Origin of the sequence: Paucibacter hankyongi, from assembly GCF_037482915.1 — a bacterium.
Taxonomy (GTDB): domain Bacteria; phylum Pseudomonadota; class Gammaproteobacteria; order Burkholderiales; family Burkholderiaceae_C; genus Paucibacter_A; species Paucibacter_A hankyongi.
Map to the genome: position 1 here is coordinate 138401 of NZ_JBBHJX010000010.1, position 12069 is coordinate 150469.

General features: G+C 61.8%; 9 protein-coding genes. 8 read left to right on the forward strand and 1 reads right to left on the reverse strand.

The window, feature by feature from the left end:
* The first annotated feature begins 57 nt into the window (after positions 1-57).
* Entirely contained in the window at positions 58-729 is a 672-nt protein-coding gene (locus tag WG899_RS15640) for an N-acyl amino acid synthase FeeM domain-containing protein (protein WP_339596582.1), read from the forward strand.
* Between the two features lie 58 nt (positions 730-787).
* On the opposite strand, the gene WG899_RS15645 is transcribed toward WG899_RS15640, so the two are convergent.
* Positions 788-1588, reverse strand: a complete 801-nt coding sequence (locus WG899_RS15645) for an IclR family transcriptional regulator (protein WP_339596583.1) — start codon at positions 1586-1588, stop codon at positions 788-790.
* Between the two features lie 155 nt (positions 1589-1743).
* Here WG899_RS15645 and WG899_RS15650 point away from each other — a divergent pair, with 155 nt between their 5' ends.
* From WG899_RS15650 to WG899_RS15680, 7 genes are all read left to right on the forward strand, one after another.
* Positions 1744-2709 (forward strand): MBL fold metallo-hydrolase, encoded by a 966-nt coding sequence (locus WG899_RS15650; protein ID WP_339596584.1) that lies wholly within the window; start codon positions 1744-1746, stop codon positions 2707-2709.
* A gap of 28 nt (positions 2710-2737) precedes the next feature.
* The gene (locus tag WG899_RS15655; RefSeq protein ID WP_339596585.1) at positions 2738-4414 is read left to right on the forward strand and encodes an FAD-dependent oxidoreductase; all 1677 of its coding nucleotides are present in this window, start codon (positions 2738-2740) and stop codon (positions 4412-4414) included.
* Positions 4411-4656 carry a DUF2783 domain-containing protein gene (locus tag WG899_RS15660; RefSeq protein WP_339596586.1) on the forward strand — a complete coding sequence of 82 codons (246 nt, stop codon included), beginning with the start codon at positions 4411-4413 and terminating at the stop codon, positions 4654-4656. Before WG899_RS15655 ends, WG899_RS15660 begins: the two co-directional genes overlap by 4 nt.
* A gap of 7 nt (positions 4657-4663) precedes the next feature.
* Positions 4664-5959 (forward strand): homogentisate 1,2-dioxygenase, encoded by a 1296-nt coding sequence (gene hmgA, locus WG899_RS15665; RefSeq protein WP_339596587.1) that lies wholly within the window; start codon positions 4664-4666, stop codon positions 5957-5959.
* 7 nt (positions 5960-5966) lie between these two features.
* Positions 5967-7286, forward strand: coding sequence for a fumarylacetoacetase (gene fahA / locus WG899_RS15670; RefSeq protein ID WP_339596588.1), 1320 nt, complete (start codon positions 5967-5969; stop codon positions 7284-7286).
* A 340-nt stretch (positions 7287-7626) separates the two neighbouring features.
* Positions 7627-10230: a TonB-dependent receptor gene (locus WG899_RS15675; protein WP_339596589.1), complete on the forward strand. Its 2604-nt coding sequence runs from the start codon at positions 7627-7629 to the stop codon at positions 10228-10230.
* A 152-nt stretch (positions 10231-10382) separates the two neighbouring features.
* Positions 10383-11738 carry a sugar MFS transporter gene (locus WG899_RS15680; protein ID WP_339596590.1) on the forward strand — a complete coding sequence of 452 codons (1356 nt, stop codon included), beginning with the start codon at positions 10383-10385 and terminating at the stop codon, positions 11736-11738.
* Positions 11739-12069: the final 331 nt, after the last annotated feature.

The following is a 12069-nucleotide window of genomic DNA, read 5'->3' on the forward strand; positions in this document are numbered from 1 at the left end:
CTTCGAACCTGTTTGTGCAACCCCTGGTTTGGGTGCTTGACACCTGATGGAAGGGTTATGGATCACTTTGGATTGAAAGACGTTTTGCCAATTCCGGCTCGATTGCCGGTCAGCACCGCTTCGGCCTCGCAATGGGCGAGCGCGCAGGGCTTGGTGACCAGGCGTTATGCCGAGCGTGGCTATGTCTGCAAAGACCTGAGTACCCATGCCGAAGAAGGCGCCGTGGTGGTCTGCTCGGCGTTTGATGGCCACTCAACAGTGGGCACCATCGCGGTTCGGTTTGATTCAGAACAGGGTTTCAATGCCGATCTGGTTTTCGGCCCTGAGATCAATGAATTGCGCGCCAGTGGCCTGAATCTGTGTGAATTCGGCCGCTTGGCCCTAGACCATCATGTGGCCGACAACAAGGCGCTGTTGGCGCATTTGTTTCATCTGGCCTATCTGCATGCGCATCGATTGGCGGCTTGCGAAATGTTGGTGATTGAGGTCAATCCTCGTCATGTGGCTTTCTATCGACGCATGTTGGGGTTCAAGGTCCTGGCCGAGGAGCGCCTCAATCCGCGCGTCAACGCCCCTGCGGTGCTGATGTGCCTGGATCTGCAATACGCCCGTGAGCAAATCGCCTGCTTTGGCGGCAACGCTGCTAGCGCCGTGACGGTGCGCTCGCTTTACCCCTATTTCTACGGCGCCGTCGAAGAGGCCGCCATGCTGGCCAAGTTGCGCCAGTAAAGCGCGATCCAGATTTGGCAGGGCCGGGTGGACTGCCCTGTCTACGCCGTCTTTGCGACTACACCGCCTCGGGGCGCCAACCCAATTGCCGGGACAAATCGGTGCCCGCCAAGCGCAGGGCTCGGGCGATGGGGCCGTTCAAATCAGGGTCGAAACTGCCGCTGGGTCCGATGGCCGTCAGGCTCAACACCATGCGGCCACGGTCATCGAACACCGGCGCGGCGAGTGCGCTGACGCCTTGCACCACGCCGTCGAGCGAGCTGGCCAACCCGTCCGAGTGAACGCGGTCCAGCAAAGCCAGCGTCGCTGCGTCGAGGGCGACTGGCGCGGCCATACCCTCGCGCTGCAAGGCTGCCAGCACGGTCGCTCGCGGCAAGTGGGCTGCAAACAGTCGGCCCGAGGCGGTGCCGCTCAGGCTCATCACCGTGCCATGTCGCATGCTGACATGGACCGGATTGGGTGACTCGGCCACTCGCACAATGGTTGGCCCGCGGTCGCCCCACACGGCAATCGCCACCGTATGGCCCAAGGCCGAGGCCAAGTCTTCGATGCGGGGCGTGGCCAGGCGCACCGGCTCATATTGCTGCAGACTGATCAAACCCAGCTGTAAAGCCAGCGGGCCCAGGCCGTAGCGGCCGCTGCCGCCGTCTTGCTCCACAAGTCCGAGCTTGATGAAGCTGACCAGATATGGGTGGGCCTTGGCCGGCGCCATGCCAGCTTCGCGCGCCAGATCCTTCAGGGCCAGCGGGCGCCCTTGGTGAGCCAAGGCAATCAGCAATTGCCCGCCAACTTCGATACTCTGGATGCCTCGAGGGCTGCGTTCGGTGGATTCGCCTGGGGATGGTGCCGGTGTCTGCATGGTGCGTGATTAGACCCGAAAGCGCTCGATATTTCCCCTGTTTGGCCAAGGTGAAAAATTCGATATGGACAAATGAATTTGACTTTGGTTAAATTCGCATCCGGCGGCCTGTGGCATGCACAATCAGGCCGCAGCCCTTTTGAGAGGTCACCCTCATGAGCCAAAACAGCAAGACCTTCGCTTCCCAGGCTGACCTTGAGGTCAAGCGCGTCAGCTTCGATAAATTGTCCGAGCACGCCTATGCCTATACGGCCGAGGGGGATCCGAATACCGGCATCGTCATTGGCGATGACGCGGTGATGGTGATCGACACACAGGCCACGCCGGCGATGGCCGAGGACGTGATCCGGCGCATTCGCGAGGTCACCGACAAGCCGATCAAGTATGTGCTGCTGAGTCACTACCATGCCGTCCGTGTGCTGGGTGCCTCGGCCTACAAGCCCGAGCACATCATTGCCAGCCAAGACACCTATGACCTGATCGTCGAGCGTGGCGAGCAAGACAAGGCCAGCGAGATTGGCCGTTTCCCGCGCCTGTTCAGCAATGTCGAGACGGTGCCCCCGGGCCTGACCTGGCCGACGCTGACCTTCAGCGGCAAGATGACGCTGTGGCTGGGCAAGCTGGAAGTACAGATCCTGCAACTGGGCCGAGGCCACACCAAGGGCGACACAGTGGTCTGGCTGCCTCAGGACCGCGTCTTGTTCTCCGGCGATTTGGTCGAGTTCGATGCCACGCCGTATGCCGGCGATGCCTATTTTCAGGATTGGCCGCAGACGCTGGATCGTTTGGCCGCCTTGCAGCCGGCCAAGTTGGTACCGGGGCGTGGTGCGGCCTTGCAAACGCCCGAGCAGGTGTTGGCTGGCCTGTCGGGCACGCGCGCCTTCGTCAGCGAGTTGTATGAGAGCGTCAAGGTCGGTGCCAGCGCCGGCCGCGATCTGAAGACCGTCTACCGTGAGACCTATGACCGTTTGGCGCAGCAATATGGCCACTGGGTGATCTTTGCCCATTGCATGCCGTTTGACGTCACGCGCGCCTATGACGAGGCCTCCGGCCATGTCGATCCGCGCATCTGGACGGCCGAGCGCGATATCGAGATGTGGCGCGCGCTGGAAGGCAGCTGAGTTCGTAGGCCGGCCTGGGAGCATGGGCATGCAATCGACCAATCCATCGAGCTATCAATCGACCTATACCTATCCCGAATTTGCCTATCGGCAGAGCGAGGAGCAGCGGCTCGGCGAGTTGCGGCGCCATCCGGTCGTGATCGTCGGCGCCGGCCCGGTGGGCCTGACGATGGCGCTCGACTGTGCGGCGCGCGGCCTTCGGGTCCTGCTGCTTGACGATAACAACAGCGTCAGCGTCGGTTCACGCGCGGTCTGCTACGCCAAGCGCAGCCTGGAAATTTGGGATCGCCTGGGTCTCGCCCAGAGTCTGCTGAAAGAAGGCGTCAGCTGGCAGGTCGGCCGGGTCTTTCACCGCGAGCAACTGGCCTATCGCTTTGACCTCTTGCCGCAGCCGGCCCATGCCATGCCGGCCATGATCAATCTGCAGCAGTACTACCTGGAAGAGGCCTTGGTGGCGGCCTGCGCCGACCATCCCCTGATTGATCTGCGCTGGAAGCACAAGGTGCTGGCCTTGCAGCAGGATGCGGCCCATTCGGCCTCGGAAGCAAGGGCGCCAGCGCTGCTGACGGTCGAAACCCCTGATGGACGCTTTGGGTTGGAAGCCGACTGGGTACTTGCCTGCGACGGCGCCAATAGCGATCTGCGCGGCATGGTTGGGGCCGATTTCAGCGGGCAGTTTTTCCAGGACCGTTTCTTGATTGCCGATGTGGTGATGAAGGCCGACTTCCCGACCGAGCGTTGGTTCTGGTTCGATCCGCCTTTTCATCCGGGCCAGTCGGTGCTCTTGCACAAGCAAAGCCATGATGTTTGGCGCATCGACTTCCAGCTTGGCTGGGAGGCCGATCCGGTCGAGGCCAAGAAGCCCGAGAACGTCATCCCGCGCATCCGGGCCATGCTGGGGCCGGAGGCACAGTTTGAGTTGGAATGGGTGTCGGTGTATCAGTTTGCCTGCCGGCGCATCGACCAATTCCGCCATGGCCGTGTGCTGTTTGCCGGTGATTCCGCCCACCAGGTTTCGCCCTTTGGTGCGCGGGGTGCCAACACCGGCGTGCAAGACTGCGACAACCTGGCTTGGAAACTGGCCGCCGTTTTGTCCGGCTTGGCACCTGAGGCTTTGATCGATTCGTATCACGCCGAGCGTGCCTTTGCGGCCGATGACAATCTGCGCCAGTCAACCCGCTCCACCGACTTCATCACGCCGAAGAGCCGCGCCTCGCTGCGCCTGCGCAATGCAGTGCTGGAGTTGGCTCGCAGCGAAGCCTTTGCTCGCCCCTTGGTGAACAGCGGCCGGCTCTCCACGCCAACGCCGTATCAGCAGTCGCCGCTGAATACGCCCGACGAGGAGGCCTTTGACGGCGGCTTGCCGCCCGGTAGCCCATGCCTGGATGCCCCGGTGCTGCGCGCCGGCGCGCCGGCTTGGTTGCTCAACAGCCTGGGCGCCGGCTTTGTGCTGCTCAGCTTCGGGCCTGCACCTGAACTGGCCGATTTGGCCAATGTGCCTGGCCTCAGCGTGTTGGTAGTTGGCCGTGATCTTGAGGATGCTGAGGGCCTGCTCGCGCAGCGCTATGACGGCCGCCCCGGCACCGTCTATCTGATACGGCCGGACCAATATGTGGCGGCACGCTGGCGCCGTCCTGACGCGGCTGCGTGCCAAGCGGCTCTGCGGCGCTGCTTGGCCCAGCCCACGCTAGGAGGCAAGACATGACCCTGATTCGCAGCGCCCATATCGCCGATCCGGACGGCTTCTACGAGCGTTTGATCGATGCCCAGCGCGATTTGTCCGACGAGCAGGCCGACCTTTTCCAAGCCAAGCTGCTCTTGATTCTGGCCAACCAGGTCGGCGACGCGGCCGTGTTGGCCGAGGCCATCGCGCTGGCGCGCAGCAATACTGCAATGGTTGAAGCGGCCCCCAATTCGTCTTTTCCATCCTCTTCTTCAATGGCCTGAACTCGATATGAGCGACTTGAATTACCTAGCCGGTTTCGGCAACCAGCACCAGAGTGAGGCAGTTGCCGGCAGCCTGCCGATCGGCCGCAACAGCCCGCAGCAGGTGGCCCATGGCCTGTATGCCGAACTGCTGTCCGGCGCCGCCTTCACCGCACCCCGCAGCGAGAACTTGCGCACCTGGTTGTACCGGCGTCAGCCCTCGGTGGTGGTGGGGGGCTATCGGCCGCTGGCCCATGCCTTTTTGCGCAGCGGCGCCAAGGAGGGTCAGGTCTCGCCTCCGGACCCGATGCGTTGGGCCCCAATCGCTATTCCGGCCGAGCCGACCGACTTCATCGAGGGTCTGCGCACGATGGCCGTCAATGGCGATCCGGACGCACAGTCAGGCATTGCCACCCATCTGTATGTGGCCAACCGCAGCATGCAGCGCCGCGCCTTTGTCAATGCCGATGGCGAGATGCTGATCGTGCCGCAAGAGGGCGTGTTGACCATCACCACCGAGCTGGGCCTGCTGCAGGTCTCGCCGGGTGAGATCGCTTTGCTGCCCCGCGGCATGCTCTTCAAGGTGGCCGTCGACGGCCCGGCGCGTGGCTATGTCTGCGAGAACTACGGTGCCGCCTTCCGCCTGCCCGAACTCGGCCCAATCGGCTCCAATGGCCTGGCCAATGCGCGTGACTTCCAGGCGCCGGTGGCGGCCTTCGAGAGCGAGCCGGGCGCCTACGAGATCGTCAAGAAGTACGGCGGCAGCCTGTGGTGCGCCGAGCAAGGCCACACGCCCTTCAATGTGGTGGCTTGGCACGGCAATTTGACGCCCTACAAGTACAACACCGAGCATTTCATGACCATCGGGTCGATCAGCTTCGATCATCCGGACCCCAGCATCTTCACCGTGCTGACCTCGCCGTCCGACACGGCCGGCTGGGCCAACTGCGACTTCGTCATCTTCCCGCCGCGCTGGATGGTGGCCGAAGACACCTTCCGCCCGCCCTGGTACCACCGCAATGTGATGAGCGAGTACATGGGCCTTGTGCTCGGCCAGTACGACGCCAAGCCCGAGGGCTTCAAGCCGGGCGGCTCCAGCCTACACAACGCGATGGTGCCGCATGGCCCGGACACCGAGGCCTTCGCCAAGGCTTCCACGGCCGATTTGAGCCCCCATAAACTCGACAACACCCTGGCCTTTATGTTCGAGACCCGCTGGCGCCTATTGCCCACCGACTTTGCCTTGAACGGTGGTGCACTGGAAAACAATTACGCGGCCTGCTGGGCCGGCCTCGACGACCAATTTACGCAGCAGAAAGCCTGATAAATCCATGAGCTTGATTGACCACACCCATCGCCCGGACGCGCAGAGCTGGGTGACCAGCGCGAATGCGGCCGAGACCGACTTCCCGATTCAGAACCTGCCGTATGGCCTGTTCCGCCGCGCCGGTTCGAACGAGAGCGCCCGCGTTGGCATCGCCATTGGCGACCAGATCCTCGACCTGAAGCTGGCCGCTGCGGCGGGCAAGTGGAGCTCGGCCGTGCAGGTCTTGCTGCAGTCGCTGGCCGACGGTGATTTGAACGCCTTCATGGCCCAGCCATCGGCCCAGCGCCGCTTGCTGCGCCATGCGATTTTTGAAGCCTTGTTAGAGGGCTCCAAGCAGCAGTCGGCTCTGAGTGCTTGCCTGCTGCCACAGACGGCGGCCCAGATGGCGGTGCCTTGCCGCATCGGCGACTACACCGACTTCTACACCGGCATCCATCACGCCACCACGGTGGGCAAGCTCTTCCGTCCGGACAATCCATTGCTGCCCAACTACAAATGGGTGCCGATTGGCTACCACGGTCGCAGTTCCTCGATCGGCGTCAGCGGTGGCACGGTGCGCCGCCCCCTTGGTCAGCTGATGCCGCCGGGTGCCGAGGCCCCGGTCCGCGCTGCTTGCAAGCGCATGGATCATGAGTTGGAACTGGGCCTGTTCGTGGCGGGTGGCAATGCGCTGGGCGAGCCGATCGCGATGGAAGAGGCCGATGAGCATATGTTCGGCGTGACCCTGCTGAACGACTGGTCGGCGCGCGATATGCAGGGTTGGGAATACCAGCCGTTGGGCCCCTTCTTGGCCAAGAACTTCGCCACCACCATCTCGCCCTGGATTGTTTCGATGGACGCGCTGGAGCCCTTCCGCACGGCCTTCTCGCATCCCGAAAGCGACCCGCAACCGCTGCCCTATATCGACTCGGCCAAGAACCGCGCCGAGGGCGGCTATGAGATCGAGTTGGAAGTGTGGCTGCAGACCGAGACGATGCGCGCCAAGGGCGAGCCGGCCACGCGTTTGATGCGCTCCAACTTCAAGCATGCCTATTGGACGCTGGCGCAGATGCTGACCCACCACGCCAGCAATGGTTGCAATCTGCAGCCCGGCGATCTCTTGGGCACCGGCACGCAGTCGGGCCCCGAGGCCAACGAGGGCGGATCGATGTTGGAGTTGTCCAATGGCGGCAAGCAAGCACTGACCCTGCCTAACGGCGAGACGCGCAGCTTCTTGCTTGACGGTGATGCCGTCGGTCTGCGCGCTTATGCGGTTCGCGACGGCGCACGCCGCATCGGCTTTGGCGAATGTGTCGCCACCATCGTGCCCGCGCCCACACGCTGAGCGGCAACGGCCTCAAGCGCCGATAGGGGTAGATGCTGATCGGGAGATCAGGGTCTACCCCAGGATTTCAGCTCTGAAATCTTGCGTGACGCGGCTTCTATGTAACTTGGATGCAATGAAGTCCGTCAAAACGCAACGTGGCGATTCAAGCCGCAGCGGTGGCGGTAAATTGCCGCTGTCGAGAAGGCTTGCCGCGCTGTTGGGTCAGCGTGACAAACGAGTTAAGACTTGCATGGCCGCTTGTGGCCATGTGGCCCCAAGGGCATGAAGCGCCTAACTCTTTGCATCCGAGCAAGTCCTCCCAACGTCTCTTTCCCAATAATTCCTACGGAGATATGCCATGAGTCAGCCGAGCTTCCAGAAGAAAGTCTTGCCCCACCTGATCACCCTGATGCTGGGTTCACTTGCTATGCAAGCCGCTCATGCTCAAGAAGCCGACTCGAAAGCAGGCAAGAAGTCTGAGCAACTCGAGACGGTGGAAATTCGCGGCATTCGGGCCACGCTGAACAAGAACCTCGTTGAGAAGCGCGAGAACTCCAGCATCGTCGATTCGATCTCGGCCGAAGACGTGGGCAAGTTCCCAGACAAGAACGTGGCCGACTCGCTGCAGCGCGTGCCCGGCATCTCGGTGGACCGGACTTGGGGTGAAGGCCGCGACATCTTTGTGCGCGGCACCGACAAGAACCTCAACATGACCCAGTTGAATGGGCAGTCGGTGGCCTCGGCGTACTGGTGGAAGAACGACTCGCAAAGCCGCGGCTTCAACTATGACATCCTGCCCTCGGAAATCGTCGGCAGCCTGGATGTGTACAAGAGCCCCTCGGCCGATTTGGACGAAGGCAGCATCGGCGGCTTGGTCAACGTCAAGACGCGCAAGCCGCTGGACTTCAAGGATCGGCTGACTGTGCAGGGTTCAGCCGAAGCGACCTACAGCAAATTGCCCGGCAAGACGGACCCGCAATTGGCTGGCCTGTTGAACTGGAAGAGCGAGGACAAGACCTTTGGTGTTTTGCTCGCCGTGAGCCAGCAAAAGCGCACCATGCGCCGTGACGGTCTGGAGAACTTCACCGAAGCGGCCAAGTACGACATCGTCGACCAGAAGGGTGCGTCGACACCGGCCTATGCTTCTTGGGGCGGTGGCTCGGCCATCTTCCGCCAAGACCGTGAGCGCACCACCGGCAATCTGGCTCTGCAGTTCCGCCCCAATCAGGCCACGGACATTGTTCTGAATTACATGAATTCAGACATGAGCATGAACAACAACAACCAGAACTACTTGTGGCAAGCGGGTGGTGTGGCCAAGGCCGGCAAGATCGCCGTGACCGACCCGAAGTTCGTCACCACCAGCGATGGCACCAAGGCTCTGGTCGGCGGCACCCTGGATGGCGGCGTGTCCTTCGAACCGATTTATCGTGAGGCTTACATCAAGTCCAAGGTGCTGGACCTGGAAGGCACGTACAACGCTGACAACTGGCACCTCCATGGCCAGGTGGGCACCACCTCCGGCTCCGGCGGCAGCAAGCACGATCGCAACTTCTGGTTCGAGGGCAAGGGCCAGACGCAAATCGACTTGGCCAAGGACCAGTACAACGTCAAGTACATCGGCATGAACCCGCTCGACCCCAAGGCATTGACGCTGATGGGCACGCGCGACTGGATTCGCAAGATGGAGAGCACCGAGAACTATGCGCAGGCTGACCTGACCATCGACATCAATGGCTCGTTCATCTCTGCCGTCAAGGCCGGCTTGAAGCTGCGTGACAACACGGTGCAGAACCATCGCACCATCCTGACCAACGGCCCTGGCGGCACGGGCTGGGAAGTCCTGACCCTGGCCGATTTGTCGACCGGCGCCTCGCCCATGCTCAACCAGGCAGCGGCCACCTCGGGCTCTTTGACACAGTACGCCTGGGTGGATGACGGCCTGGCCGTCAGCAAGGGCTTCGCCATGTTTGACAAGGGCATGAAGGGTGGCGAGGCCAAGGCCGAGTACTACAAGATCAAGGAACAGATCACCGCAGCCTATGTGAAGGCCGATTTCGCCGCCAACCAGTGGCGCGGTGATTTCGGTGTGCGCCTGGTCAAGACCAAGCAGACCTCGGAAGCCAACCAGGGCAATGACGCCGCCGGTTGGACCTTGGCCAGCACCACGCGCACCTACAACGACGTGTTGCCCAACGTCAATGCGGTGTATGAGCTGAACAAGGAGTGGCTGATCCGTGGTGCGGTGTCCCGAGTGATGGCTCGCAACACATTCAGCAATCTGACCGCCAGCACCGAGTTGAGCGGCACCACCGCCGCCGCTACGGCCGGTAATCCGAACCTGAAGCCGTACCACGCCAACCAGGCTGAAATCGGTGCGGAGTGGTATTTCGCCGAAGCCTCGATGCTGTCGGCCACCTTGTTCACCAAGCGCCTGGACACCTTCATCTATAACACCACCTTGCCCGAGACCATCGGCGGTGTGGTGCGCTCGGTGACCCGCCCGAACAATGCCGATAATGGCGCCACGATCAACGGCCTTGAAGTGCAATGGCAGCAGCCGTTCGCCAAGACGGGCTTCGGTACCGTGGTGAACTACACCTACTCCGACGCCAAAGCCGGTGCAGTGGCCGGCCAGCCGCGTCTGGGTGTGGTGGGCAACTCCAAGCATCAGTTCAATGCCAGCGTCTTTTATGAAAAGCACGGCCTGAACGCTCGCTTGTCCTACAACTACCGCTCTGCTTTCTTCGGCGGTTTGGACATGGGCGGTCAAGACCAGACCAGCGCTTACGGTCAACTGGACGCCACCCTCGGCTACGACCTGACCGACAAGATCACGGTGTACGGCTCTGGCGTGAACCTGACCAACTCGGTCAACCGCATGAACACGACCGACGGCATCCCGGTGGGTGTGTATGAGAACGGCCCTCGCTACACCATCGGCTTGCGCGCCAAGTTCTAAGGCCTAGCTGCTGACTTGACCCGACCCGGAAGCCTCCGGGTCAGCACCTTGTGTCACAAGCCTCCCCCCAGTGCTGGGAGGGAGGCTTGTCTTTTTTTAAAGTTTCAAGGTGAGTGCAAGTCAGCGCAACCTCACTCTCTATGGAAGCTGTCATGGGCAATAAAGTTCAATCGGCAGGATCGGCACCCAGTGTGGTCCTGGCCATGTTTTTCATCGGGATGATGTTCTTCATCCTTGGTTTCGTCACCTGGCTCAACGGGGCCTTGATCCCTTTCCTGAAGATCGTCTGCGACCTGAATAACTTCCAGGCTTTGTGGGTGACTTTTGCCTTCTATATCGCCTACACCATCATGGCCTTGCCGTCGGCCGCGGTCTTGAGCCGCACCGGCTACAAGAAGGGCATGGCCTTGGGTCTGGGCGTGATGGCGGTTGGCGCCTTGCTCTTCATTCCTGCTGCCAAGAGCAGTCAGTACGGCATGTTCCTGTTGGCCCTGTTCACGCTGGCCACCGGCATGACCTTGATGCAGACGGCGATCAACCCCTATATCGTTTGCATCGGTTCGCGCGAGAGCGCGGCCATGCGCATCAGCATCATGGGCCTGTTCAACAAGGGGGCCGGCATTGTGGTCCCCTTGGTGTTCTCAGCCCTGATGTTGTCGGGCATTGACCAGTTCTCGGATAGCGCCCTAGCAGCCATGGATGCGGCAGGGCGAGCTGCCGCTCGCTCGGAGTTGTCCTCACGCTTGATCACCCCCTATCTGGCGATGGCGGGCGGCCTGCTGGTATTCATGCTGATCATCTTGTTTTCATCGCTGCCTGAATTGCAGCAAGAGCAAGATGAGCAGAACGATGGTGCCGCACCGGCTGGCGGTTTGGGTGTTCTGCAGTTCCCGCAGTTGGTCCTGGGCGCGTTGGCGCTGTTTGCCTACGTGGGGGTGGAGGTGATCGCTGGCGACACCATCGGCCTGTATGGGCGCAACCTCGGTGTGCAAAACTTCGCCGTGCTAACGTCCTACACCATGGGGTTCATGGTGCTGGGCTATTGCCTGGGAGTGGTGGCCATTCCGAAGTTCATGTCGCAAAAGGGCGCCTTGTTGATGTCGGCCTGCAGCGGCATCGTTTTCTCGCTCGGCGTCATCCTTGGCTCGACCAGCAGCAGCGCTATCTCGGTCGCCTTGTTGGGCTGGGCCGGTGTGCCGCCCGTGCCGAACACGGTGATGTTCCTGGCCTTGCTCGGCTTTGCCAATGCCTTGGTGTGGCCGGCAATTTGGCCCTTGGCGCTTGAAGGCCTGGGCAAGTTCACGGCCGCAGGCTCGGCCCTGTTGATCATGGCCATCGCCGGTGGCGCTTTGTTGCCGATGCTGTATGGCAGCTTGTCCGACGCCAGCAACTCGCAGCACGCTTACTGGGTCATGCTGCCTTGCTATGCCCTGATCCTGTACTACGCCTTGCACGGCCACAAACTGCGTCACTGGGCGGCATCGGCCCCAGCGCTGAAGCAGGTCTGACGCAAGCTCGATAGTGCTTTGTTCTAAATAAGGGGCGCCACGAGCCGTGGCGCCCTTTTTCATGCAGTGTCTCTTTTTTTTGAGGGGCTGAAGTCGGCACTTGGCGAAGATCCGACTTGGACCGACTGCTTGCCGGCCTTAGCGAACGAGCATAGGCTTTGGTTGAGCAGGCCGACTGGGCACTCTGCCCCGCTCCTGTCCCCCGCCCCGGGCTTGCGCCCGTGTCTCCTCCTTTACCTCGCGGTTCAGAGCGCCCAGCCGTCCTGCTCCCGCAGGATTGGTCGTTGCGCAAGAACAGTCGCCGAGGGCGTCGGGGGTGCGGTGAAGCGAA